The sequence below is a fragment of the Acidicapsa borealis genome, assembly GCF_059115245.1.
Window position 1 is genome coordinate 3,421,121 of the sequence record NZ_JCACNY010000001.1, and the last position, 25,258, is coordinate 3,446,378.

The 25,258-nt window shown below is 58.5% G+C and carries 25 protein-coding genes; 13 read left to right on the top strand and 12 right to left on the bottom strand.

All coding sequences use genetic code 11. From position 1 onward, the window contains the following. The first annotated feature begins 30 nt into the window (after nt 1–30). Nucleotides 31–525 carry a type VI secretion system tube protein TssD gene (gene tssD, locus AC5S27_RS14045; protein WP_493935190.1) on the top strand — a complete coding sequence of 165 codons (495 nt, stop codon included), beginning with the start codon at nt 31–33 and terminating at the stop codon, nt 523–525. A gap of 64 nt (nt 526–589) precedes the next feature. Here the strand turns inward: tssD and AC5S27_RS14050 are convergent, their stop codons facing one another. Beyond that, a complete protein-coding gene (locus AC5S27_RS14050) occupies nt 590–973 on the bottom strand; it encodes a hypothetical protein (protein ID WP_493935191.1) in 384 nt (127 codons plus the stop codon). 231 nt (nt 974–1,204) lie between these two features. Between AC5S27_RS14050 and AC5S27_RS14055 the strand changes: the two genes are divergently transcribed. Further along, nucleotides 1,205–2,533 (top strand): MFS transporter, encoded by a 1,329-nt coding sequence (locus tag AC5S27_RS14055; protein ID WP_493935192.1) that lies wholly within the window; start codon nt 1,205–1,207, stop codon nt 2,531–2,533. Between the two features lie 90 nt (nt 2,534–2,623). Here the strand turns inward: AC5S27_RS14055 and AC5S27_RS14060 are convergent, their stop codons facing one another. Then, entirely contained in the window at nt 2,624–3,328 is a 705-nt protein-coding gene (locus tag AC5S27_RS14060; RefSeq protein WP_493935193.1) for a YqaA family protein, read from the bottom strand. Nucleotides 3,329–3,535: 207 nt separating this feature from the next. On the opposite strand from AC5S27_RS14060, the gene AC5S27_RS14065 reads away from it, so the two are divergent. The 4 genes from AC5S27_RS14065 to AC5S27_RS14080 are packed head-to-tail and all read left to right on the top strand — an operon-like array spanning nt 3,536 to nt 5,843. Next, nucleotides 3,536–4,324: an MlaE family ABC transporter permease gene (locus AC5S27_RS14065; RefSeq protein WP_493935194.1), complete on the top strand. Its 789-nt coding sequence runs from the start codon at nt 3,536–3,538 to the stop codon at nt 4,322–4,324. A gap of 3 nt (nt 4,325–4,327) precedes the next feature. After that, nucleotides 4,328–5,164, top strand: coding sequence for an ABC transporter ATP-binding protein (locus AC5S27_RS14070; RefSeq protein WP_493935195.1), 837 nt, complete (start codon nt 4,328–4,330; stop codon nt 5,162–5,164). Nucleotides 5,165–5,214: 50 nt separating this feature from the next. Continuing rightward, nucleotides 5,215–5,472 carry a ribbon-helix-helix protein, CopG family gene (locus tag AC5S27_RS14075; protein ID WP_493935196.1) on the top strand — a complete coding sequence of 86 codons (258 nt, stop codon included), beginning with the start codon at nt 5,215–5,217 and terminating at the stop codon, nt 5,470–5,472. After that, nucleotides 5,469–5,843: a type II toxin-antitoxin system VapC family toxin gene (locus AC5S27_RS14080; protein WP_493935197.1), complete on the top strand. Its 375-nt coding sequence runs from the start codon at nt 5,469–5,471 to the stop codon at nt 5,841–5,843. The genes AC5S27_RS14075 and AC5S27_RS14080 overlap by 4 nt, the downstream gene beginning before the upstream one ends. 98 nt (nt 5,844–5,941) lie before the next feature. On the opposite strand, the gene AC5S27_RS14085 is transcribed toward AC5S27_RS14080, so the two are convergent. Next, a complete protein-coding gene (locus tag AC5S27_RS14085; protein ID WP_493935198.1) occupies nt 5,942–6,538 on the bottom strand; it encodes a hypothetical protein in 597 nt (198 codons plus the stop codon). Between the two features lie 223 nt (nt 6,539–6,761). Here AC5S27_RS14085 and AC5S27_RS14090 point away from each other — a divergent pair, with 223 nt between their 5' ends. Then, on the top strand, nt 6,762–7,940 hold the full coding sequence (locus AC5S27_RS14090) for an acyl-CoA dehydrogenase family protein (protein WP_493935199.1): 1,179 nt from the start codon (nt 6,762–6,764) through the stop codon (nt 7,938–7,940). 506 nt (nt 7,941–8,446) lie between these two features. On the opposite strand, the gene AC5S27_RS14095 is transcribed toward AC5S27_RS14090, so the two are convergent. From AC5S27_RS14095 to AC5S27_RS14135, 9 genes are all read right to left on the bottom strand, one after another. After that, nucleotides 8,447–10,381, bottom strand: coding sequence for an MGH1-like glycoside hydrolase domain-containing protein (locus AC5S27_RS14095; protein WP_493935200.1), 1,935 nt, complete (start codon nt 10,379–10,381; stop codon nt 8,447–8,449). Nucleotides 10,382–10,456: 75 nt separating this feature from the next. Next, on the bottom strand, nt 10,457–10,672 hold the full coding sequence (locus tag AC5S27_RS14100; RefSeq protein ID WP_493935201.1) for a hypothetical protein: 216 nt from the start codon (nt 10,670–10,672) through the stop codon (nt 10,457–10,459). 91 nt (nt 10,673–10,763) lie between these two features. Further along, nucleotides 10,764–11,144, bottom strand: coding sequence for a type II toxin-antitoxin system VapC family toxin (locus tag AC5S27_RS14105; RefSeq protein WP_493935202.1), 381 nt, complete (start codon nt 11,142–11,144; stop codon nt 10,764–10,766). Further along, the gene (locus AC5S27_RS14110) at nt 11,144–11,377 is read right to left on the bottom strand and encodes a type II toxin-antitoxin system Phd/YefM family antitoxin (RefSeq protein WP_493935203.1); all 234 of its coding nucleotides are present in this window, start codon (nt 11,375–11,377) and stop codon (nt 11,144–11,146) included. The genes AC5S27_RS14105 and AC5S27_RS14110 overlap by 1 nt, the downstream gene beginning before the upstream one ends. Nucleotides 11,378–11,416: 39 nt before the next feature. Continuing rightward, complete coding sequence (mqnE, locus tag AC5S27_RS14115; RefSeq protein WP_493935204.1) at nt 11,417–12,562, bottom strand: aminofutalosine synthase MqnE; 1,146 nt, start codon at nt 12,560–12,562, stop codon at nt 11,417–11,419. A 102-nt stretch (nt 12,563–12,664) separates the two neighbouring features. Beyond that, complete coding sequence (locus AC5S27_RS14120) at nt 12,665–14,713, bottom strand: WD40/YVTN/BNR-like repeat-containing protein (protein ID WP_493935205.1); 2,049 nt, start codon at nt 14,711–14,713, stop codon at nt 12,665–12,667. Between the two features lie 274 nt (nt 14,714–14,987). Then, nucleotides 14,988–16,649 carry an OmpA family protein gene (locus AC5S27_RS14125; RefSeq protein ID WP_493935206.1) on the bottom strand — a complete coding sequence of 554 codons (1,662 nt, stop codon included), beginning with the start codon at nt 16,647–16,649 and terminating at the stop codon, nt 14,988–14,990. Nucleotides 16,650–16,921: 272 nt separating this feature from the next. Next, complete coding sequence (locus AC5S27_RS14130; RefSeq protein ID WP_493935207.1) at nt 16,922–17,536, bottom strand: NADH-quinone oxidoreductase subunit B; 615 nt, start codon at nt 17,534–17,536, stop codon at nt 16,922–16,924. Nucleotides 17,537–17,613: 77 nt separating this feature from the next. After that, entirely contained in the window at nt 17,614–18,462 is an 849-nt protein-coding gene (locus AC5S27_RS14135) for a hypothetical protein (protein ID WP_493935208.1), read from the bottom strand. A gap of 238 nt (nt 18,463–18,700) precedes the next feature. On the opposite strand from AC5S27_RS14135, the gene AC5S27_RS14140 reads away from it, so the two are divergent. The 6 genes from AC5S27_RS14140 (at nt 18,701) to AC5S27_RS14165 (ending at nt 25,240) form a co-directional block, all read left to right on the top strand. Then, nucleotides 18,701–20,074 carry an ammonium transporter gene (locus tag AC5S27_RS14140; RefSeq protein ID WP_493935209.1) on the top strand — a complete coding sequence of 458 codons (1,374 nt, stop codon included), beginning with the start codon at nt 18,701–18,703 and terminating at the stop codon, nt 20,072–20,074. 209 nt (nt 20,075–20,283) lie between these two features. Then, the gene (locus AC5S27_RS14145) at nt 20,284–20,622 is read left to right on the top strand and encodes a P-II family nitrogen regulator (protein WP_493935210.1); all 339 of its coding nucleotides are present in this window, start codon (nt 20,284–20,286) and stop codon (nt 20,620–20,622) included. 69 nt (nt 20,623–20,691) lie between these two features. After that, nucleotides 20,692–20,958, top strand: a complete 267-nt coding sequence (locus tag AC5S27_RS14150; RefSeq protein WP_493935211.1) for a UPF0175 family protein — start codon at nt 20,692–20,694, stop codon at nt 20,956–20,958. Beyond that, on the top strand, nt 20,955–21,476 hold the full coding sequence (locus tag AC5S27_RS14155) for a PIN domain-containing protein (protein ID WP_493935212.1): 522 nt from the start codon (nt 20,955–20,957) through the stop codon (nt 21,474–21,476). The genes AC5S27_RS14150 and AC5S27_RS14155 overlap by 4 nt, the downstream gene beginning before the upstream one ends. Nucleotides 21,477–21,541: 65 nt before the next feature. Next, complete coding sequence (locus tag AC5S27_RS14160) at nt 21,542–22,426, top strand: hypothetical protein (protein WP_493935213.1); 885 nt, start codon at nt 21,542–21,544, stop codon at nt 22,424–22,426. 126 nt (nt 22,427–22,552) lie between these two features. Next, nucleotides 22,553–25,240: a [protein-PII] uridylyltransferase family protein gene (locus AC5S27_RS14165; RefSeq protein ID WP_493935214.1), complete on the top strand. Its 2,688-nt coding sequence runs from the start codon at nt 22,553–22,555 to the stop codon at nt 25,238–25,240. Nucleotides 25,241–25,258: the final 18 nt, after the last annotated feature.

Here is a 25,258-nt window from a genome sequence, read left to right on the forward strand (position 1 = left end):
AAGAGCACGAATGAGAAAGAGAGTACGACCATGGCACAGAACGCATACCTGACGTTGAAAGCAGCAAAGCAGGGGAACATTGGCGGATCGGTGGATCAGAAGGGACACGAAGGGAGCATCCTGGTGCACTCGTTCAACTGCGAGATCACCAGTCCGCGCGACCCTGCCTCAGGTTTGGCTACCGGCAAGCGGCAGCATCAGCCGGTGACGATCCTGAAGGAAGTGGACGCGAGTTCGCCGAAGCTGTGGAGCGCGCTGGTGACCAACGAGACGCTGGTGGAATGGACGCTGCGGTTCTGGACTCCTGCGCCGGCGGGTGCTGGTGAGGAGAGGCAGATTTATACGATCCAGCTGACGAATGCGAGCATTGCTTCGATGCGGGAATATATGCCGGACAACGATGATCCCAACAGTGCGAAGCTGCCGCTGCTGGAACAGATTTCGTTTACTTACCAGAAGATTGAGTGGACATGGACACAGGGCGGGATCACGGCGGCCGATGATTGGGAGACGCCGGTGGCGTAGCGCGTTGAATGGGCACTAGTTTGGTTGTAACTCCCTAACCACAATAGGAGCTACTGGAAGGCTACTAATATTCGTCTTGCTTCAAGCCTTCGATAGCTTCGGCAATCGTTTGGCATTGCCACTTCTTCAAACCGCAGTTGCCGCATTTTCTTGCGAATGGGTTGTGTCCAGCTCCGAATGGTCCCCATTCAAAGAATCTGCTCCCGCACCTGGGGCAGCGAAGGCCTGACGCCTTGATGGACGCAGCCGACATGGCGACGATATAAATCGCTATGGCAGGAAAGACGGCCCAGTTGAGACTCCATCTCTCCAGTCCGCCGATGATCACCACACCGAATGGCATCCAGCCCACGAACATCGCGATTGAGATCCAGAAGTACTTGCGATATTTCTCCCAAACTGCGCCGAAGTCAGCGACGGGATAGCCTTCTCTCACTTCGTTGCGCATTTGGACATCATAAGGTAGAGCGGGCTTTCAGCCCTTAGGTCTCTTTGCCTTCGTTGACCCAGCCCGTTGGGCTGGGCTGGTATGGTGGCGCGCCTTTGGCGCTTTGAACGCTTTCAGCGACCTATCCGTGCTTGTTCATGGGAAGGACGAAGCTGTGCGATAGCTTGTGCAAAGATCGCAGCCGGCGAGGCTGCCCGGCATCAATTTTGGCTTTCTGGCATCCTAAGAGATGTGACTGAGACAGGTGGAACTGGGTTTGCGCATGCGTACCGGGCGCTGCGTCATCGGAATTTTCGGCTGTTCTTTGCGGGGCAGAGTGTATCGCTGATTGGCACCTGGATGACGCGGGTGGCGACGGCGTGGCTGGTCTATCAGCTGACCAAGTCGGCGGTGCTGCTGGGGACGGTGAGCTTTGCCGGGCAGATTCCTACATTTCTGCTGGCGCCGCTGGCCGGGGTGCTTGTCGATCGCTGGAACCGGCGGACGGTGCTGGTGGTGACGCAGGCGCTGTCCATGGTGCAGTCGCTGGCGCTGGCTGCGTTGACGCTGACACATCACATCAACATCACTGAGGTCCTGATCCTGAGCGCGATGCAGGGGTGCATCAATGCGTTCGATATGCCGGGTAGGCAATCGTTTCTGATGGAGATGGTCGAGGATCGCGCGGATCTTTCGAATGCGATTGCGATCAACTCTTCGATGGTGAACCTGGCGCGGCTGGTGGGGCCCTCGCTGGCCGGGATGCTGATTGCGGTGACCAGCGAGGGCTGGTGCTTTCTGATTGACGGCGTGAGCTATATTGCCGTGATTGCGTCGCTGTTGATGATGCGGCTGCCGGCTCTGGATGCCGCGAAGATTGCCGAGGCGGCGAACCGGGCCGGGACTTCCCTGCTGGTGCAGTTGAAGGATGGCTGGGATTTTGTACGGGGGTTTGCGCCGATCCGCACGATTCTGCTGCTGTTCTCTCTCGTGAGCCTGATGGGGATGCCGTTCATGGTGCTGATGCCGATCTTTGCAGGGCAGGTGCTGAAGGGCGGACCGCATACGCTGGGCTTCCTGATGGCGGCGATGGGGGTGGGGTCGCTGGGGTCGGCGCTTTCGCTGGTGCTTCGGAAGTCGGTGCGTGGGCTGCTGAAGATGATTCCGATTGCGGCTGCCACTTTTGGAGTGGGGCTGGTGCTGTTTGGGTTCTCTTCCAACCAATGGCTGTCGATGGTGGAGCTGCTGTTGATCGGCTTTGGGATGATGCAGGGTCTTACGGCGAGCAACACGATCATTCAGACGATTGTGCCGGAGGACAAGCGTGGGCGGGTGATGAGCTACTACACGGTCGCGTTTGTGGGCATGGCGCCGTTTGGGAGCCTGCTGGCCGGGTGGCTAGCGGCGGGGATTGGCGCACCCTGGACGGTTGTGATCAGCGGGGTGAGCTGCATTCTGGGGGCGGGGTGGTTCTGGTCGCAGATGAAGACGGTACGGGTGGCGATGCGGCCGATCTATGAGCAGTTGGGGATTATCCCTGTGAAGTATGTGCCTGAGGTGCAGGAGGCGGGTGGGAACTAGCTGGCTTTTGCGAAAAGCAACAGCAGATTCCCTCCGGGAATGACAACAAGAAAAGCAAGAGCAAACAGCAAGAACAAGCTCCGACATTCCCTAGGAGGATTGTTCGCTAGGGGCCAAGTTTCGGGTGGAGGTGTTGCGACCCTTTCTGAACTTCCAGATGCCGTAGAGGATGCCGAGCAGGACGAGTCCTCCGTAGACCCAAAGGATGGTGGTGGACCAGCCATTCTGCTCCTTTTGCCACAGGCGGACGACGCGGCGGCCGTAGGTGACACCGATCCAGGCGAGCAGGCCGTAGCGGAACAGGCGGGCGACTCCGAAGCCTACGAGGAAGTGATTGCGCGGGACGCCGAGTGCCCCGGCGGCGAGGATAAACGGGGTGAGGGGAATTGGCGGGGGCAGAATGGCGGCGACGGCGACGGACCATGCGCCACGCTTTTCAACCCAGTTCGTAACGCGGCCGAGGGCGCGCTTGGGAACGTAGCGTTCGAGAGCCTTCTCGCCACCCTTCTTGCCGACGCCCCAAGCGAGGTAGCCGCCGAGCATGGATCCGGCGAAAGCGCTGGAGGCGAGCGTAACCGCGGTCACGGCGGTTGCTCCGCGGTGGGAGCAGAGCAGAAGAAGGAGCAGATCGGTGCTTCCAGGCAGGGGCAGGGGGATGACCGACGAGTCGATGATGGCGACGGCGAACAGGCCGACACCGCCAAGGCTGATGAGCCAGCGCAGTAGATGAGAACTCTTTGCGGAGGAGCGGGCGGCTCTCTTGCCGGCCAGGTAGAGCATGGTCATATGGCTCATTGTCTCTTGGATGCATGCCGGAAACGTGTGCAATCGGGGAACTTCCCGATCAAATTGGCGGGATCGAGCATCAGAACGTGCATGAGTTGTGAAGCAGGTCCCGCAGGGGCGAGCCGATAGGCTATTCTGACCATGAAGCGGTAGTACAGACGTGCGCAGCGAACCCGGCCATCTGCGGGATGCCAGATCAGGACACTGTTGTCTCCTATGCCCTTCGCATTAGAAAACTTCGACGGCATTGCCAAGCGCCTGATCTATTCGGTGCAGGAATATTCGCTTTTCTGCTGGCAGGCGGTCAGCAACGTGGTCCGCAAGCCGCGCTACTGGGGCGATACGCTGACCCAGGCTGACCTGATCGGCGTGGGATCGCTGCCAATTGTGGTGCTTACGGGCTTCTTCACGGGCGGCGTGCTGGCACTGCAGTCGGCGGCTTCGCTGGCGCAGTTTGGCGCACAGTCCCAGACGGGCCGGTTTGTTTCGCTGTCGATGATTCGCGAGCTGGCTCCGGTGCTAACCGGGCTGATGGTTTCTGGCCGCAACGCGAGCGGCATGGCTTCCGAGCTCGGGTCGATGGTGGTGACCGAGCAGATCGACGCGATGCGCGCGCTGGGCACGGACCCGATGAAAAAGCTGGTCACGCCGCGTGTGCTGTCGACCGTGTTGATGCTGTTCCTGCTTACGATCGTTTCAGACACGGTGGGCACGGCGGGCGGAGCGTTTGTGTCGGTCTTCATGAGCGCGCAAAACGGGACGCAGTACTTTACCTCTGCCTACCAGGCGCTGGTCTATGCGGACATCGTGCAGGGGCTGACGAAGCCTCTCTTCTTCGGATTCATCATTTCAACCGTGGGCTGCTTCTTTGGCATGCAGACGACAGGCGGAACGCAGGGCGTTGGACGGTCGACGACGCAGGCAGTGGTCGTGTCTTCCGTGATGATTATCGTCAGCGACTTCATTCTCAGCCGCATTATGCTGTGGCTGTTCCCGGGATTCTGACGGATGGAGACCTACACCCAGCTTGACCTGACGAAGACGGCCAACGCGGTCCTGGACCCGGTGGTGATTTTCGACAATGTGTCGTTGCGGTTCGATGGGCCTCCGGTGCTGGAAAATGTGAGCTTTCAGGTGGCGCCCGGAGAGACGCGCATCCTGCTGGGTCCGGCGGGCGTGGGTAAGAGCGTCCTGCTGAAGCTGGCCAACGGGTTGCTCAAGCCGGATTCGGGCTACGTGTACCTCTTTGGTCAGGAGATTACCCAGATGCCCGAGGAAGAACTGCTTGGGCTGCGTTTGCGCACCGGAATGGTTTTCCAGGAAGGCGCCCTGTTTGATTCGCTCACGGTGCGGGACAATGTCGGCTACCAGTTAATGGAGCGCGCCGTGCCCGTGGCTGAGGTGGACCAGCGGGTACGCGAGGCGCTGCGCTTTGTAGAGCTGGAGCATACGTATGACATGCTGCCGGCATCGCTCTCGGGCGGTATGCGGCGGCGTGTCGCGATTGCGCGGGCAATCATTGACCAGCCGCAGCTGCTGCTGTATGACTCGCCGACGGGCGGGCTGGACCCTGTGACTTCGACCACCATCGTGGAATTGATCGTGAAGGAACGGGACGTTTATAAGACACCCTCCCTGCTGGTGACGCACCGGTTGCAGGATGCTTTCACGATGGCGACGCACCGGTTCGACCAGGAGCAAGGCAAGATGGCGCCGCTGCCCAAGGGCCAGACGGATCCTGAGACCAGATTCATGGTGCTCCATCAGGGCAAAGTGGCCTTTGATGGCAGCACTGAGGCACTGGTGGGTAGCCAGGATCCGTTCATCAAGGAATTTCTAGCCTGAGTTTCCCGTTCGATTGAGAACTAGCCGATGCATGATGTATGTTATACATCATGCATCGGACGCAGCTCTATCTAGAAGAATCTCTCTGGACCACACTCGAAGCGCGAGCCAAACGGGACGGCACTTCTGTTTCTGAACTGATACGTTCAGCAGCTCGGAAGTGTTACGTCGACAGCCCAAACGAAAGACTCGCAGCTCTGGAGGGCTTTATTGGCATTCGCGCGGATCGACCCGAATTCGATGATGTCGACGGCTACATTCGTGATTTACGTAGAGGGGATCGACGCAGAAAGATGCTGGAGGAATGATAGTATTCGTCGATTCCGACATACTTATCGAGACCTCACGAGGACGAAACGAACCGATCTTGTCTGCGTTTCGTTCGCTCATGGGTGGTGATAGTGCGGTTCTCTACTCCCCCATAAGCGCTGCCGAAATCTGGGCTGGGGTTCGTCCAAACGAGTTTGAAGGCACTGCAAGACTCTTCGAAAAGCTAGAATGCGTTCCGACAGATCATGCAACCGGCGAACTTGCCGGTGAATTTCTTCGGCGCTTCAGCAAAAGCCATGGATTGGAAGTTCCGGACGCAATTATCGCTGCCTCCGCAGTGAAGAGCGAAGCGCTGTTGTGGACTCGCAATCGGAAACATTACCCGATGCCTGAAATTTCCTTTTACTAGTCCAGCCAGGAATTGCTCAGACCATATTTGATTTCCAAATAACTCAGCCTCACGCCAAGAGCGGTGAGGCTGAAATGCAAGGGAACGTGGGCCCGGATTTAGAGAGCAACGTTGAAGGTGAACTTCGAAGTCGCGCCGTTGGCTGGTAGATTCTCGATGCCGTCCACCTGAAGCGTGGAGCGCTGGACTTCGCTTTGCGGATTGACTGCTGCCACACCAAAGCCAAGAATGAGACCGCTATCCGCGCCGGGCGTGGATGGGAGAGTCCATGCATACGGAATGCGCAGGGTGCAGGAATACTTGCCGCCCGATGCGGTGGCAAAATTGTTGGCGTTCTCCAGGCCACCGTCGACGGTGCCTGTGTCGGTATCGATGATCCCGCCAATGGCGTACACGGAACAGTGGTAGGTGGTGCCGGATTCGAATTTCGAGGCCACGTTGATGTTGATGGTGACGATGATCACGCCTTCCGTCGGCGACACACTGCCGCTTTTCTGCGTCGTCGCCTTCATACGCACGCCGGAGGCGGTGACGGCATTGGTCTGGGAGTCAAAGGCAAAGTTAATGCCCTGGGGAAGCTTGCTGACTGGCGTGGGGTTGCGGCTGAGTCCAGGGTTGGCGGGCTGTTGAGCGTTTGCGGCGAGCGCTGTTGCGGCGCACAGTACGAGGGCGGAGAGCGTGGGGGAGATGCGCATGGTTTTGCTCCAATTTTTGTGTGGTTTCCGTGTGGGATTTGCCGGCTGCTTAACGGCCTTCGCGCATTGCGCAGGCATTAGCACTGCAATTCGTAACAGGGACAAACTTGCCAGAATGTGCAGGATTGAACAAATGCGGAATTGTTGTAGAGGCGCTGAAAGTGCCGTCTTTCCCGTCGATAGCGCGGTCTGGTAACCTCAAGTGTTTTGAAAGGTATGCCGAATGGGTTTCAAGTTCCAGAATGTCGATTTCATCAAGTTCGATTCCCTGCTCAATGAAGATGAGCGGATGGTGCGCGATACGGCGCGCGGTTTCATTGAAGACAACCTGATCCCGATCATTGAGGATTGCTTTCGCGAGGGGCGGTTTCCGCGTGAGCTGGTGCCGATGATGGGCGAGATGGGCTTCTTTGGCGCCAACCTGCACGGGTATGGTTGCGCCGGGATGTCCAATGTCGAGTACGGGCTGGTGATGCAGGAGTTTGAGCGTGGCGACTCGGGCTTTCGCAGCTTTGTGAGCGTGCAGTCGGCGCTGGTGATGTATCCGATCTACACGTTTGGATCGGAGGAGCAGAAGAAGAAGTGGCTGCCGGAGCTGGCCGCGGGACGGAAGCTGGGATGCTTTGGGCTGACCGAGCCAGGGTTCGGGTCAAATCCGGGCGGGATGACGACGCGGGCCACGAAGGACGGCGACGAATACGTGATCACTGGCGAGAAGATGTGGATCACGTCCGGCAACATTGCCGACGTGGCGATCATCTGGGCCAAGGTCACGGACGAGGACGACAAGGTTCGCGGCTTTCTTGTCGAGACGGACCGGGCCGGGTTTCGCGCCGATGAGGTGCATGGCAAGTGGTCGCTGCGGGCTTCGGTGACGTCAGGGCTTTCGCTTCAGGAAGTGCGCGTGCCGGCCAGCAATCTGCTGCCGGGGACGGGCGGGCTGAAGAGTCCGTTGATGTGCCTGAACCAGGCGCGCTACGGCATCAGCTGGGGCGCGATTGGAGCGGCGATGGCCTGTTACGACACGGCGCTGCAGTATGCGAAGGTACGCAAGCAGTTTCGCAATGAGCCGATCGCAAGCCACCAGATTGTCCAGGAACGGCTGGTGTGGATGATTTCAGAGATCTCGAAGGCGCAACTGCTTTCGCTGCATGCCGGGCGAATGAAGGATGCGGGGACTCTGGGACATGAAGTGATTTCACTGGCCAAGCGGAACAACGTATGGATGGCTCTCGAATGTGCGCGGAGTGCACGGCAGATTCTGGGAGGCAACGGGATCACCGAGGACTATCCGATCATGCGGCACATGATGAATCTGGAGTCTGTGATTACGTATGAAGGCACGCATGATATTCATGCGCTCATCATGGGGCAGCATATTACTGGGATTGCTGCGTTCTAGCGAGCGCATTCAGGCTCTTCGCGTCTTTCGGTCAGTGAACACTTATGCGCTGACCGAGAGACTCAAAAGATGAAAGATGCTCCCTACTTGGAAAGAAGACGCAGACAGGTACGGAATCGGATTAACCTTCCGCTCTCTATTTTCCTGATTACCTGCACGATGGCAAGCATCGGGCTAAAACCGATTGTCATCGGCGGTCATTCGCAGGACGCTAACCTTTCCGTCCACCTAAGTATCTTTTGGACCGTCTTCGGGACTTTCTATCTGGCTGCGTGGGTAGCTATTTACTGTGATTTAAGAAGAGACAGGAATAGCTCACCGATTGTATTGTTCGTGATATCTGGAACAGCTGTCTTCGCCGGAATCTTGATTGAGTGGTTTATCTGTGTCCTTGCTGTCTCGGCCTTCTATCGCTTATGGCCATGAATAGTTGTTCGGGCAGAACATTACGGGGATTGCTGCGTTTTAACGGACGATCGAGGTCTTTGGATTCTTAAGGGTATCCGCTAATCCTTTGCTGTTTTCGGACGATGCTCTTCCAGGTCGATGATGCCCAGCAGCGCTCCCCAGTGGTAGAAGCGGTCACTGCTGCTCACGTCATCGCCCTCGCCGGTGATGGCGTTGTAGTTTTCGTGGACATGACCGTTGGCTTGCCATTCCTTGTTGAAAAGCTGCAGGGACTTTTCGGCGAATTGCTGGCGTGCGGCTGAAATCTCGGGGCCTGAGTAATTCTTCAGGCCGAGGTAGACGAGGTAATTCATCGGACCCCAGATGCGGCCGCGCCAGTAGTCCTGATCGCGGAAGGCGGGGTCGTTGCGCGCAATGGCAGGCATGATCCACTGACCCCAGAACTCGCTCGGGTTGAGCAGGTGCTCCTGCACCATGCGGTGGGCCTGCCCGGGCGTGGCCGCGTGGGCCAGAAGCGGATAGAAGTTAGTCGGCGAAAGACGATGGCTCAATTCTCCAGTACTCAAATCCTTGTTGAGGAAGATCCCTGACTTTTCGTCCCAGAGGGTGTTGAGCGTGGCGCGATATTTGGCTGCTCTCGCGGTCAGTTCGGCGGCTTCTGCAGGTTTGTTGAGGATGCCGGCGATGCGAGCCAGCGCGTCGGAATCGGCGACGTACATGCTCAGCAGGCCGACATCGGCAAGGAGCAATTGGTGTGTGGCGGGATCGAAGACGGCGCCGTCGTACATCGGGCTGTTATCGAGGCCGGACTCGAACATGGCGGCAGCCTTTGTGCCGACTGACGAGTCGTCGAGATTGCGCGGCTGATTTTGTTCGTCGGTTCCCCAGACAAGATATCCCTGCCGGTCTCGATGCGCAGCCCACCAGCGGTTCCATCGCAGCAGGGCTGGAAAGGTGTCTTCGAGCAGCCAGCTGTCGTGGAATTTTTCGTAGAGATTGAGAACTGTGACGGCGCCTACGGGAGGTTCGGAACGGTCTTCACTCTTCCAGCCGGAGCCGCGGGCAAAATTGGGAACAAACCCTTGCGACGAGGCCTCTCTGCATATCTCAATCGCGTTGGCGTAGGCCAGGTCACGGCTGCCGACGGAGGCCAGCGTGGCGGCAAAGAAGGTGTCCCAGTCAAAGAGGACATAGCCTCCCCAGCCTTCGCTCCAGATACGGCTCACGGGAGAAATGACACGCTTCCCTCTTGGTTCGTAGATGGTGTCCCAGCCGATGACGGTCTGTATTGCCTCGGCGACCGATGCGCGGTTGCCAAACTCCGCAAAGGAGGCTTGATAGGCTGACTTCTGCCTGTCCAGCACAGCCTGAATCTGAGCGACGGTTCGCGGATGACCGGAGCTGAGACCGACCGGTGCGTCCAGCTTCGCAGAGAAGTACGAGCCGGTCACGGGAAGATTGACGTCAGCGGTGTCAGAGCCTGCGAGAAAGAACGGGATGCTTCCAGCGGCGAACCTCGCTGTGATTAGGTTGCCGGATTTCGCGATCATTCCGGGACGATTCCACAGCATGCCGAGCGAAAAGACGATTTCGAGTGGAAGCCGTGATGCAACGGGTGGATCAAGTGGGGAGACGAGCAGGACGAGGTCGGCCCCGTCATGAGCGCTTTGGATTCGCAGGGTGCGCTGCTGCCAGGTGAGTTTGACGTCGCTGTAGCTGCCATCGTAGGAATGCGCGCCGGGCATGACATGCTCATCCGTGGCGCCTTGGCGGCCGATGAGGGCTGCCGGCAGGAAGGCTTCTCCGCTGACTGTCCCTTGCGTCTTCACGCCGATTCTGACCGCGAGACCTTCCGGAAGCAATACGTGCGTGGTGACGCTGTGATTGTCCCAGGTGTTCCAACCGCGCGCCAGGCGCTTCTGCACGCTTGCATATTGCGGTGAATTCTGCGCACGGACAGGTGCGTAAGTGGCGATGGCGATGAGAATTGCTGCAGTGAGCGAGAGAAAGCGGCACCGATGTGCGGATGACATCCGACCACCATACTCAATGGCAGGGCACGCGAGCAAACTCGCAGCGGGTTATCATTCATGTTGCGCGGCGACGTTCTACAGCGGTGAGGATGCTTTTGGCATTTGGGTCTTGAGAAGAATTTTCTTGAGAGCATCCCGGTAACGAACCGGCTTTGCTTCGCTGAGCGAGTCCTGGATTGCTTTTCGGTAGCCGCCCATATAGATCGTATAAATGACCGCGGCTGCGCATCCTACTCCGAACATGAAACCGAGGATCAAGCCGAATAAGGCTGCGAAGCCAAAGACTTCCATCGTGCAGGCTCTTTCTAAGAAGCAGATTCCCTGTAGGTATGACAACAAGAAAAGCAAAGGTGCAAGCAGTGGTTCGTTGTATTCGAGATCACTAGACCTGGACTACCAAGCCAGAGTAGGGGACAAGATGCGCATCGGCGGTGAGTAAGTGAAAGCCCTGCGAAATGGCTTGGCCGATCAGCAACCGATCAAAAGGATCGCCATGAAGCATAGGCAGTTGTGTTGTTTCCTGCGCGTGTCGTGAAGTCACTGGAAGTTCGATAAACCCGTTGTTGTGAATTTCATCTATCACATCTGACACGCCTACTTTGAGCTTGCCTAACCGAACTTTGATTGCGACTTCCCAAACAGAAGCAGCTGAAATAAATACGGCTTCTGCCGCTTCAATCTGCTGTCTTGCCTGTGGAGTTAATCTGACATCATTTGCCGTGAGCCAAAGAAAGATATGTGTATCCAGTAAAACAGAGGGCATCAGAAGCCAGACCTTAGCAAAAAGTCTTCCGATAAAGGCTCATCAAAATCTTCGGCTATCCAGATTGAATCCTTCAGGGCGCCGTACCGGATGGTCTTATTTCCCGCGTCCAGGCCACTTAAGCGAGCAACTGGCTTCCCTTCCCGGACAATGATCGTGTCCTCCCCCTGCTGAGCAAGGTCGATTAACTCGGAGAGCTGTGTCTTCGCTTCTGGGATGCTCACGGTGGACATGATAACCCTCGTTTGGTTCAAGGATAGCGCGAACCCAGTCTATACAGCGACGACAAAACTGTCTTCTGTGCGGGTGACTGAGTGGTAGAGAGTGTCGCGCTCTACAGGGACGCGGCCTGCGGCTTCGATGAGGTGGCAAAGCTGCTTGCGGGTCATGCCCTGCGGCGTGGTCGCGCCTGCGTCGTGATAGATTTTCTCTTCGATGACGGTACCGTCGAGGTCGTCCGCGCCGAAGCGGAGGGCGATCTGGGCGATCTTCGGCGTCAGCATCTGCCAGTACGCCTTGATATGCGCGAAGTTATCGAGCAACAGGCGCCCAACAGCTACCTGGCGAATGTCGGTCAGCCCGGTCGTCACGGGCAGGTGGTCCAGCGCGGTGTGTTCGGGATGGAAGGCGAGCGGGATGAAGGTCTGGAAGCCGCCGGTTTCGTCCTGCACTTCGCGCAGCTTGAGCATGTGGTCGACGCGGTCTTCGTTGTTCTCGATGTGGCCGTAGAGCATTGTCGCGTTCGACCGGAAGCCGTGCTTGTGCGCGAGGCGAGCGGTGTTGAGCCATTCGCTGCCGTCGATCTTGTGGTCGCAGATGATGCTGCGGACGCGACTGGCAAAGATCTCAGCGCCGCCACCGGGCATGGAGTCAACTCCGGCTTCCTTCATCTTGACCAGAGTCTCGTCGATGGTGAGCTTGGCGCGGCGGGCGAGGAAGGCGACCTCGACCATGGTGAAGGCCTTGATGTGGACCTTGGGGAAGCGCTGTTTGAGCCCGCGGACGAGGTCGAGGAAGTATTCGAAAGGCAGGTCGGGGTGCAGGCCGCCGACGATATGAAACTCCGTAACTGCCTCGGTGTAGCCGGAGGCGGCGGTCTCGAAAGCCTCTTCGAGCGCCATGGTATAGCCGGCGGCGTCGCCCTTTTTGCGGCCGAAGGCGCAGAGGCGGCAGTTGGCAACGCAGACATTGGTCGGATTGATGTGGCGATTTACGTTGAAGTAGGTGATGTCGCCGTGCATCCGTTCGCGGACGTGGTTGGCGAGCCAGCCCACGGCCAGCACGTCGCTGGTGCCGTAGAGGGCTACGCCGTCGTCGAAGCTGAGGCGCTCGTTGGCGAAGACTTTTTCAGCGATGGTCTCGATACGTGGGTCGTAGGTGTGGAAGGAGTGGCGCGCGGCTACGGAGTCAGTCTGCATATCGAGTTCACCTATACAGATGATACTGGAAATCGCCCTGAGGATTCGGATTTTGAACAGATTCGATTTCGGCAAGGACTGCTTCGGTCACCAGTTCGCAGGTCAGTTGTGCGGTAGCGCGGGCTTGATCGGTGAGCTGGCGCTGGGTTCCGGTTTGGGATCGGCAGCCCTTGGGGTTTCCTTCTTCCCTTCCTTGGCGGCGACTGGCGGCTCGGCCAAAACGCCATCCTGAAGCGATGTGGCGAAGCGGACGCCTCCTGCGGAACGGGCCAGGAACAGACGGAAGCCGGTGCCTTCGCCGTTGAAGCTGAGCGAGGCCGGGTCAACGGAGTAGAGGACCTGGCTGCTGCGAGAGGTGACCAGCATGCGTCCAGTCTGCTCGTCGAAAGAGAGATCACCTACGTCGCGGACAGGAACCTTCTCGAGCCAGAACCACGATGGATTGCTGGTGTTCTTGAGGTCGCGGGAGAAGTAGACGCCATCGCCGGCTCCGACCCAAAGGCCACCCTCTTTGGAGAAAGCGATCTTGCGAACGTCCTTGACGCGCGCGGGCAGATGCAGCGGGTCCCAGCTCTTACCCTGGTCCTTGGAATAGACGACGCCTTCGCGCCGGGCGGCCAGCATGAGTCCGTCCCAGACAGCGACCGAATGATAGGCAGCCGAGCCGAGGACGAGTCCGCCCTGCCAGGTCACGCCCTTGTCGGCGCTGGTGAAGACGCCTTCCGCGGTTGCGGTAATCCAGGTTTCGCCGGAGAGATCGAAGCTGGAGACACGGGAGCTCATGGCGCGGGCCGGGATGGTGATTTTTTCGAGGCGGTTGACCTTGCGACCTTTGACGGTCTCGGTAACGATCTTTGTACCGTAGTTGACGATACTGCTGCGCATCACCCAGTGCGGGTCGGTGAATCCCTGTCCGGCCTCAAGCGCAAAGATGCCATGGCTGGTGCCTGCGAGAACTGTGCCGTCTTTGGCTTCGGCGAGGGTGAAGACGTCGCGGCCGTCGAGTCCTCCGGAGATCTGCGCCCAGGTGGTGCCGCCGTCGGTGGTGAGGAAAACGCCGCCGTATGCCTTGTCATTGACCACGCCGGCCAGAATGCGGCGCGGATCGCGGGCGTCGGCTACGAGCGCTTCGACCTTGCGGGCTGAGAAGCCTTCGTTGGAGTCGGCGAAACTCACGCCATTGTCCGTGCTGGATAGCACTCCGCCGCGGTCGGTCGCCAGTAGAATATGGCCTTCGTGGGAGGGATCGAGATAGATGTCGTTGATGATGACGTTATCGCCGGTGAGACGCTGCCATTCGCGGCCACCGTCGCGCGTGCGATAAAGACCCTCGGTGGTGCCGGCATAGACGATTTCGCGGTGATGCGTGTCCTGCATGAGGACGCGGGTGCGGCGGGCGGTCGCTGGGATGCCTTGAATCTTGTGGAAGAGCTCACCCGAATTTTCACTCTTGTAGATGCCGGAGCAGGCGCTGGCATAGACCGTGGTGGGGCGCTCGGGGTCGACAATGATCGAAAAGACGTCGGAGTCGTCGATGACGCCCTGCTTGATGTTGTGCCAGGTCTTGCCGCCGTCGGTGGTCTTCCAGGGCAGATGCCAGGTGCCAGCGTAGACGATCTCCGGGTTCTTCGGGCTGATGGCGATCGACTCGACTTCGTGAATCTCTTTGCTGAGAGGATTGTCCTGCGGCGGGCTGATGAGCTCCCAGTTGATGCCATGATCGCTGCTGCGGTAGACGCCCTTGAGAGATCCTGCAACGAGGATGGCTGGATCGGAAGGAGCCTGGGCAAGTGCCAGAACAGATTGCCCCTTCAGCGAGGGAGTTTGCTTCCAGGTTCTGCCGCCGTCGTGGCTGACGTAGAGGCCGCCGTCTGAAAAATCGACGCGCCATGCGCCTGCAAAGACGGTGTTGTGATCGGAGGCGTCGACAACGATGCTGTCGACGATCAGATCGTCGCCGGCTTCGACTTTGCTGAGACGGGTCCAATTAGCTCCGGCATCGTGGGATTCGAAGATCCAGTTATTCGTGTCGCCGAGATAGAGATGGTTCGGTTCGCCTGGAACGGCCGCAAAGGATCGCGCGTCACCACCATAAGGACCGATGGATCGCCACTGGAATGGCGTGCTCTGAGCAAGTACAGTCAGGCTCATTGAAACCGCCGCGGCTCCCAGAAGACATATCATCCGGATCGAGCGGGCGACAAAGCGGAAAGGATGTGAGGGGTGCGTCATTACCAACTACGAGTCTCCGACACCGGATAGGATTGCGTGAACTGGCTGAATCGAAAACAAAATCGATGGATCATTGAGGCAAAGAAAACGGGGCTGACCGGATGAATCGGTCAGCCCCGGCTGTTGCTTGACTTACTTATGCAGCACGGGCAGAGACTGAGAGTCTCTGCCCGCGCTGTATTTGCTGATTGGACTACTTGGCAGCCTTCTTGCTGTGGTGCTTGGCAGGAAGAGCCTTGCGGGGCTGAGCCTTCGGCTCGGAGCTGATCTTCGTTGCGCCAGCTACGTCGAAGGTTGCGCCGGAAGGAACGAGGTAGTCTTCGACCTTCTTGCCGTCGCCGGAACCGGTGTAGACGTTGACGCGAGAAGCATCAATGCCGCCTTCGGTTACGAGGTAGTCCTTGGTGTTGACGGCGCGCTGCGCTGCGAGGTCTTCAACCTTGGCTTTCTTGTGGCCCTTCGGAGGCATCTTCTCGTCTGCGGTGGCCGAACCAACGATGGCTACGGTCGCATCCGACTTGCTCTTCAGGGTAAGGGCGATGCCGTCGAGGCAGGCCTTGGCTTCGTTGTCCACGCGGGCCGGACGCTTCTTGTCCTTGTCGAAGGTGATCGAGCAAAGAGCGGAAACGGTCGGTGCAGGAGCGACGTAGGGAGCTTCAATCGTGACCGGGGTGGTCGCGGTTGCGGTCTGACCCTTGTCGTCAGTTACGGTGCAAGTGACTGTCGACGTGCCCGTCGGTGCGCCGGCTGAAGAGAAGGTTGCAGAGGTGCCGCTGCCGCTGACCGAACCAGCCGAAGCCGAGTACGAGTAGGTCAGAGGACGGTTCTGCGGGCTGACGCCGCTGGCGGTAATCGCGCTGGTGTCGCCCGGCTTGATGGTGGTCGGGTTCGCCGAGCAGCTCACTGTCGGCGGCTCGAAGGCCTTGACGGTGTAGGTGGCCGAGCAGTCAGCGGACTGGCCAGGCTTCGGACCTTCGCTTACGTTGCCCTTGACCGTGTAAGTCCCGGGAGCAAGCGAGCCGGTTGCAACAGTTGCGGTCGTTCCCGAGGTGGTGACGCCATCACCGGTGAAGGTGTAGGTCGCCTTCATCTTCGGGTTCAACATGTCAGCCGTTGCCGAGATGGTGATCGGGTCGCCCGGGAAAACTGTAGCAGGGCTTGCCGAGCAGGCCAGGGTTACCGGCGGAGGAGGAACGATGCTACCGATGTGGTAGACCAGACCGGCGCTGAGGCGAGCCGCATTGATGTTCGCGCGGCCACCAAAGACTACAGGTCCAAAGTTGACGTGCATGTATTCGTAGTCCGCCTGGAACAGACGAACCGAAAGCTTGCCGCCAAGCAGCGGCGTTTTGTAATCCATACCACCGCCGACGGTGAGAGCGGGACCCCAGGTAAGAGGTTCGTGCTCAGGGCCGCCCACCAGAGCGCCGCCGACCAGGCCGTGCGCAAACGGAGTGATGTCAGCCGTAGGATAACGGAAAATCAAGCCCGCAGAACCCGTGAAGAACGAGTCGTTGTTGCCGCCGTTCTTCGAGTCGCTGCCGTAAAAGTGTTCGCCGAACTCGAGCTGGGCACCCACGTACTTGTTGAAGAAGTAGGAACCACTGGCGATACCGCCAACGTTGACGGCCTTATAGTCGACCGGCAGAACTGTACCGTCGGACTGCTTAACCTGAACCGTGTCGTGAGGGGCGAGGTAGCTATAACCAGCGAAAATATCCCAGCGCGATGCGGAAGTGTCCGCAGGGGGCATGGGCTTGGCGGCCGGCTTGTCCTGAGCATAGGCGCCCGCGGACATCAATGTGGCCGCTGCCGCAACAGCCAGAACTACAGACTTCGTAACACGAGATTTCATACGTTTTCCTCCGCAACATTGGCTTGAAAGCAAAAATGCATTTCAAGTCTCCAACTGGTGAATTGTTTTGTCCGTTTTATGACGGACATTGATGGTTTGAAATCGAGGTAAAGCCAAGAACACGAACGACAATATCAACTTACCATAGGGCGAAATGAGCAGAACACAAATTTCTTGAATGAGTTGCCGACACAGTTACTGGAGAGGGTACTCGACAAATTTCCCCGGTTGTCTCTTAGTTCCGATGTACGGTATGGCATTCAGGTTGCTCACTACCCAATGTTTAGAGATTTCCTTAGGCTGCCGCGCTCCCGCTGGATCTTTTCCTGCAACAGGGTGATCGCGTACAAGAGCTGTTCCGGACGCGGCGGGCAGCCAGGCACATAAATGTCAACGGGGATGACCTGATTCACGCCCTGCACGAGCGCATAGTTGTTGAAGACACCACCGGATGTCGCGCAGGCACCCATCGAAATGACCCACTTGGGTTCGGGCATTTGCTCATAAAGACGTTGGATGACCGGCGCCATCTTCTGCGAAACGCGGCCTGCGATCACCATCAGATCCGACTGGCGTGGCGAAGGACGGAACACTTCCGCGCCAAATCGGGCCAGATCGAAACGAGAGGCGCCCATCGACATCATTTCAATTGCGCAGCAGGCGAGGCCGAAGGTCATGGGCCAGACGGAGTTCTTGCGAACCCAGTTGACAGCGAAATCGAGCGAGGTCATAAACACACCTTCGGGTTGCTCGAAACCGTAGCTGACTTCGCGCAACTTACCGCGATTCTTGCCACTGCTTTCGAGGGCACCGAAGAAGTATTGATCTTTCAAGGGGGCTTCCTGCAAATCGCCGCCCGAGCGTCCGGTCACTGTGCTCTCTGACATAACAGCAGTATACGATGCACTTGTTCTCTAACGAACAGAACTGTCCCATTTTCTGAGTCGAAAAGCCCCGATCTGTATCATTCGGGACAAGTTGTCCGATTCGAGCTGGTTCCAGCCGGGAGGTCTGCGGGCAATTGCCATGCGTCGGGCAGCCACAGTACCGCTGTGAAACGCATGGAGAGCAACTCGCCCCTGGCAGTGGCGGAGTGGCCTGTTTCGACAGCTGTGTGGGAAACATGGCCGAGTTGGGCTGCCCACTGTTGGGCGTAAGATACGGGATCGGCTGTGCCCGCAACGTATTTCGCATCGAGGATTGTCAGTTGACCCGAGCCGGGTTTCTGACCAGCTCGCGGCCCTTGCTGGTGTGTGACCAGTTGCATGAGTTCGGCGGAGGCGCGAGTGCTGGCAGATTGTGCGGAACTGGCCGCGGTGAGCTGCTGGAAGAGTCGCCGTGCCGTGGCCAGGTCGCGCGCGGAAAGAAGAAAGTGAAAGTGGCGAAGCTGCCAGGCAATGGCGTCCTGCGCACGGAGACCGAAGGTGGTGCCGATTTCACGCTCGCTGAGAGAGCCATAGGGCGGCGTACCGAGCAAGAGCGCGTCCGGATAAGCAGTGTCACCGGGGGGAGAAACGGCGAGATCCCAGCCGGAGTAGTCCTGTCCGGAAGGAGCGATGGGAACAAGGCGCAGCAACCATCCCTGACCGATTGGTGCGGACCACTCCTGGCCAGCTCTCGCTTCGGCAGTGATGATCAGCCTGTGGCAGCTTGGTGTAGCGGATGCTGGAGGATGCGAGGACTGTCGCGGATGGGCCGGCGCCGCACCCAGAAGCGCGATCGCAGGAACCAAAATCGGCAATAGAAATGATCGGCCACGGCGCAATACACCCATTCGAAATGGATGTTTCAACGTCTCGCTGCGGGTGGTCACGCAGCAATCTCCCATCGTGTTGCGCGAGTTGCCTGGATAGGCTTGGGGCTTTGTGGGCATCGAGTGGTTCTCTCACCCGATACTATTCGTTTGCCAACGGCTTGGCGGGGACGAAAAATTCCTATAGCGAAAACCGGAGAAGTTCGCATTACAATCAGACCAAATGAGACACTTCTGTTCTTTTCGGGTTCTCTCCCGTGCCTTCCTATACCTGTCCCTGATGACTGCCAGTACTTGGATGACACCCCTGGCAGCGCACGCTCAGGCAGCAGCACCCACCGTTTCCTCCCCGAATGCACCGGCGACACAGGCGCAGATTGCCGACCTGAAAGCGGCGGTGACGGCAGCTCAATCCAACGCGGACAACGGATGGATGCTGGTTTCGGCCGCACTGGTGCTGATGATGACTGCGCCCGGACTGGCCCTCTTCTACGGCGGCCTGGTGCGCAAGAAGAACATCCTGGGCACCATGATGCAGAGCTTTGCGATGATGGGCATCATCACGGTGCTGTGGGCGATCATCAGCTATTCACTGGCCTTCAGTCCGGGAAATAGCTTCGTCGGAAGCTTTCAGTATTTCCTGCTGCACGGCGTGAGCCTGAGCCCGAGCGACTACGCACCGACGATTCCACACCAGACATACATGGTCTACCAACTCATGTTCGCGATCATCACGCCGGCGCTGATCACCGGCGCGTTTGCGGAGCGGATGAAGTTCAGCGCAATGTGCGTGTTCCTGATCCTGTGGTCGATCGTGGTGTATGACCCGATGGCGCACATGGTCTGGGGCGTTGGCGGATTGCTGAATATTGCCGGCGGACGCTTCCCTTGCCTGGACTTTGCCGGCGGCACAGTTGTCCACGTGACTTCGGGCGTATCGGCACTGGTGACGGCACTTTACCTGGGCAAACGCGTTGGTTACCCGAAGACGGCCATGCCGCCGCACTCGTTGGTACTGAGCTTTATCGGCGCTGGCCTGCTGTGGGTGGGCTGGTTTGGATTCAACGCTGGATCGGCTCTGAGCGCTGGTTCGCTGGCAACGAGCGCATTTGTGGCAACGCACTTCGCCGCCGCGGCAGCTGCGGTGAGCTGGACCATTGCCGAGTGGATCCATAACGGGAAGCCGACGGCTCTAGGTGCGATTTCGGGAGCAGTAGCCGGGCTGGTGGCGATTACCCCCGCTTCGGGCTTCGTTGAGCCGATTCCAGCGCTGATCATTGGCCTCATTGCCGGTGTCTTCTGCTTCCAGATGGTGACGCGGGTCAAGGGCTGGTTCGGCTATGACGATTCGCTCGATGCCTTCGGCGTTCACGGAGCAGGCGGCACGCTGGGCGCGCTTCTGACCGGCGTATTCGCGGTTTCGGCGATCAATCCGGTCTTCAAGGATGCGGCTGGCAAAGTGCTCGCCTCGGGTGGAATTGAAGGCAACTGGCATCAGCTGGTGAATCAGTCGGTCGGTGTCGCGATTGCCTGGGGTATTTCGATCGTCGGCACGCTGGTGATCCTATTTATCGTGGACAAGACGATCGGGCTCAGGATGTCGGCCGAGGATGAGGCCACGGGCATGGATCTGTCGCAACACGGAGAAGAGGGCTACGACCTGGCCTCTTAGCGGGCCGCGTTGTAGACAACAGTGGTTTTGCTTGATGTGCAGGAACGTGGGGATGGTGCAGCTGTCCGGCTGGCAGTACAACTTCCAGGCACCCGTGCCATCCCGGATTCCTCTTGTGGAGTGGGTATTTTGTGGGATTCCACGAGCACTCCACCAACCTGTTAGGCTAACGCAGGATGCGAGATGACTCGCACGAGGTTTTTTTTGCCATGCAGAAGATTGAAGCAATTCTCCAGCCGTCGAAGCTGGATGCAGTAAAGGACGCCCTGCTGGAAGCGGGGATTGAGGGCATGACCATTCTGGAAGCGCGCGGCCACGGCCGCCAAAAGGGCCATACGGAGTTCTATCGAGGACGCGAATACACCGTCGACTTGCTGCCCAAGGTCAAGATCGAAATCGTGGTGCCGGATGAGTTGAAGGATAAGACCGTCGCGGCCATCATCGGCGCAGCCCGCACCGGCAAAATCGGCGACGGCAAGATCTTCGTGACCCGGGTGGATGAGGCAATCCGCATCCGCAACGACGAGCACGGCGAGTCGGCACTCTAGCGGACTGCCCAACCGTATCGGCGGAACCTGACTCTCGATTTTTGATTTGGGTTCTGCTACCCTCAGGCTATGCAAATCACCGTCCAGCTTCCGGATGACGTGGCTTCGCATCCCAATGCGGGACGCGAAGCGCTCGAAGCTATGGTTATTGAAGGCTACCGGACCGGTGTGCTCTCCCATCATCAAGCCAGCCAAATGCTCGGTTTGTGGCGGTTCGACTTCGATGGTCTGCTGAAGGAACGTCAAATCTTCGATCACGCGTACGATGAGCAGGACCTGCAGCAGGATATGGAGACGCTCGACCGGTTGCGTGCGAAGGAAAATCTTCCTGCGTGATCGTAGTCGCCGACACTTCCCCGCTCAACTACCTGATTCAAATTGAATCTGATCATCTTCTAACGCAGCTATACCAGCGTGTCCTGGTACCGTTTTCTGTCGTTCGCGAGCTTCGCAATCGAGATGCACCGCAAATAGTGCGCCGCTGGGCGAATCATGTGCCAGTTTGGCTCGAGGTTCTTGAGACCGCAAAGGCTCCCTATCCGGACCTTGCCTACCTAGGCCCGGGTGAACGGGAAGCTATCCAATTAGCTCAAGAGCGAAGCGCGGATTTGTTGCTGATCGACGAACGCAAAGGCCGACTAGCCGCTCAACGCCGAGGGTTGATGACTACCGGTACGCTCGGTGTTTTGTTGCGGGCCGGCGAGTTTGGGTTGGTTAACCCGGTTACAACATACCGCGCACTAGTTTCCAAGACGACCTTTCGTACTTCTGCCGCTCTGGAGCTCGAATATTTGAAAATGGTAGCGCGGACTAAAGGCACTGTATCCAACGCCGAAGGCGAAAGGTCATCGTAAGGCGAATACAAATGCCAGACCTGATCGTTCATTGCGACTGGGGTAGCAGCCCTGAAGCAAGATGGATGGCGAAAGCTATCCAATCTGACGGCTCCTACGCGGCGCAGCCCCCAGAGCCGGTGGGCGACCTACCTTCCCTTATCGAACGGACCAACCAGCTCCGTGGAGAACATGGCACTGCGCTGGTTGGGTTCGACTTTCCTATCGGGCTCCCTCGCCAATATGCGAAGAATGCCGGGATTTCCAATTTTCCGGCATTTCTGCGCAGTCTCGCTCCGGAGAGCGAGTTTTTCTCGGTCGCCCGCGAGCAGGAGGAGATTTCAGCGCATCGGCCTTTCTATCCGTACAACTTCACGCCCAAGGGTTCGCGGAAGCGGGAACATCTGACTGCAGCGCTGGACCTCGATTCTTTTGACCAGCTTCTTCGGCGTTGCGAGCGGGCCCAGGAAGGAATTCCTGCCGCTGGGCCGCTTTTCTGGACGCTTGGCGCCAATGCGCCGGGACGCGGGGCAATTGAGGGATGGAAGCATGTACTGGCGCCCGGACTGCGCGACAACAGCATCCGGCTTTGGCCGTACCAGGGGAGTCTGGCTGGGTTGCTGCAACCGGGCGTGACGGTCGTGGCGGAGGCGTATCCGACGCAATATCACCGGTCGATTGTCGGCCATCAGATCAGCGGCAAGAACCGGATCGAAGTTCGTCAGCGTGAAGGTTCTGCACTGCTGGATTGGGCTGAGCGGAATTCCGTTCGGCTTGCGCCAGAGCTGTCTCGGGCAATCGACGCGGGATTTCCAGATGGCGGAGGCGATGCCTTCGATGCGGTGCTGGGGCTGTTTGGGATGATCGAGGTCGCCCTCGGCGTGCGAATGCCGGGACCGCCTGAGGAGCTCGCCGAGGACGACGAAATCCGCGCGATTGAAGGGTGGATATTGGGACGATCCGAAGCCTGAACCGCATTCTTTCCCACTCGTGTGAATTTCCACCCCGTTAATCGCTTATTCTCATAGTGACCCTGCTCCAAGCGCACCGATTTCTGAGACTCATTCCAGTACCGCATTCAGGTATTCAGTATATTGATGGAAACTGCCCCTCTAGTTATCGACGACCTCCGCGATCAGTACAGCGCGCAGATGGCGCAGGTGCGCCAGACCTACGAGCGTACGGGAGACGGCACGGCTGCCATTCGCCGGCGAGCCTCCATCGTCGACCGGCTGCTGATCGAGATCTGGCGGCGCGTCTGTAGTGACGGGCAGGGCAGCCCGGAGCCGAACCCGCGGGTAGCGATGCTGGCTCTTGGCGGGTACGGACGCAAGGACCTCTTCCCTTTCTCCGACATCGATGTACTCTTTGCCTATGCTGACGACGATGTAGAAAAGGCCGTTCGTCCGGCGATTCGGACGATCATTCAGGCGATGTGGGATATCGGGCTGCGAGCGAGCCCTACTCTCCGGACAATCAAGGAATGTAGCCGCTTCGATCCGGACAACCTGGAATTTACGCTCTCCACCTTCGACCACCGCTTTCTTGCCGGCAACTTTCCGCTCTATCAGAAGCTGCACAATGAGACGTTTCCCGGCCTGGTGTTGAGTGAGTGGAACACGATCGCGCAAAAGCTCGGTGAAATCGCCCGCGCGCGGCACGCCAAGTACGGTAACACCATTTTCCATCTCGAACCCAACATCAAAGACTGCCCCGGTGGACTGCGCGATTTCAACCTGGCGCCGTGGTTCGCGCTGCTCTTCCATCTGAAGGAAACCAAGACCTGGCCCGCACAGCGCAGCGGCGGTTTTCAATCGGCTCATGGGGATGCCGAGTCGGCCTTTGACTTTCTCGCCGCTGCGCGATGTTTTCTGCACTTCCGTCATAATCGCGACGACAATACGCTGGACTGGCAATCGCAGGATGAGGCAGCAGCGCAGAGCATCGGCCTTGAAACGCGCGGCACTGCCGACCCAGCCTACTGGATGCGCACTTATTACCGGCATGCGCGCACGGTCTATCGCCGGGCCGTCCTGCTGATGGAGCATCTGCCGGCACCGGTCAGTTTTTACAAACAGTTCCGCAAGCGGCGTACGCCGATCCAGGGAACGGAGTTTTCGCTCGATCAAGGCCGCATCGACATCAGCCCCGGAGCACAGTTCACGCAGGCCAACGATACCGATGGCCTGCTGCGCGTCTTTGCCGCCATTGCCAACCATGGATACACGCTCACGCAGGCTGCGGAAGATCGCATCACCGACGCGCTGCCTATGCTGGCTATCAACCTGCCGGAAGGGCCATATCTTTGGAACAGCCTGCGCGAAGTGCTGCTGGGGCCGCATGCGGCGCATGCTCTGCGCACGATGCATGCATTGGGCATCCTCGAAATGCTCATCCCTGAATTCCACGGCATCGACGCACTGGTGATTCGCGACAGCTACCATCGCTACACCGTGGATGAGCATACGTTCCTGACCATCGACAATGTGCACGCGCTGCGCAGACCGGACAATGCCGCGCCCATTGAAGATGGTCAACGGCTTGGCGTGTTACTTCCAGAACTCGACCGGCTCGATCTGCTGCTGCTTGCGCTGTTGTTACACGACACAGGCAAGGCGCGGCGCACCGGCGAGCACACGACGACTAGCGTGGAACTGGCGGACAGCTTTCTCGCAAGGTTGGATTTCGATATCGAAGAACGCGAGATTGTGCGCAAGCTGATCCGAATTCATCTCGAAATGTCCAACGCGCTCAGGCGCGATATCTTCGACGGCGACAATATCCGCATCCTGGCAGATAAGGTCGGCAGCCCGATCCTGTTAAAAATGCTGACGCTTATGACCTACGCGGACATCAAGGCGGTGCATCCGGATGCACTGACGCCGTGGAAGGCTGAGAATCTTTGGCAGCTCTACATGTCGACGGCGAACTTCATGGATCGCAGCGTGGATGAGGTTCGCTATCATGCGGATCTTGACCCAACGCTGCTGTACCGCATCGCTTCGATGCTGCCGAGGACCAACGGCAAGACCGCCGGCAAGGGCGCAAAGAATCATGTGGATTCAAGCCAGGAAGCTGCCATTCGCAAGTTCCTCGAAGGCCTGCCGCAGCGGTATCTGCAAACGCGCCTGCCGGAGCAGATTCGCAATCACTTCCTCATGGCGGCAAAGCTCGATTCTGACCCAATCCAGCTTGAACTGCGGCCCAACCGGCAGCTCGTCGAACTGACAGTCGTAGCGCGGGACCGCAGCCGGCTCTTTGCCGACGTGGCCGGGGCGCTGGCCGCCTGGGGTATGAACATTGTGAAAGCCGACGCTTTCTCGAACGAAGCTGGCGTCATTGTCGACAGCTTTCAATTCACCGATACTTTCCGCACACTGGAGCTGAACCCGACGGAGAAGGATCGCTTTCTGCAGAATGTGCAGGACATCCTGGACCAGAAGGTGCAGGTGGAGCAACTACTGGCCAGCCGTCGCCAGAGCTCCCGCAATGGCACGGTCAAAGTAGAAACTCCGACACGCCTTGAATTCGATTCGGAGTCATCGACGCACAGCACTCTGCTGCAGGTGGTAGCGCAGGATATCCCGGGTCTGCTTCGGCAAATCGCGCTGGTACTGCATAGCCATGATTGCAACATCGAAGTTGCCCTGGTGGACACGGAAGGCGAAACCGCTATCGACGTCTTCTACCTGACCCAAGGGCAAGAAAAGCTCTCCGCCGAGCTACAGGAAGAAGTGAAGCTGGACCTGAAGCAGTCGCTCGATTTGCTGCTTCCTGCCTCCTAAGTGCCTCCTGACTTCTAG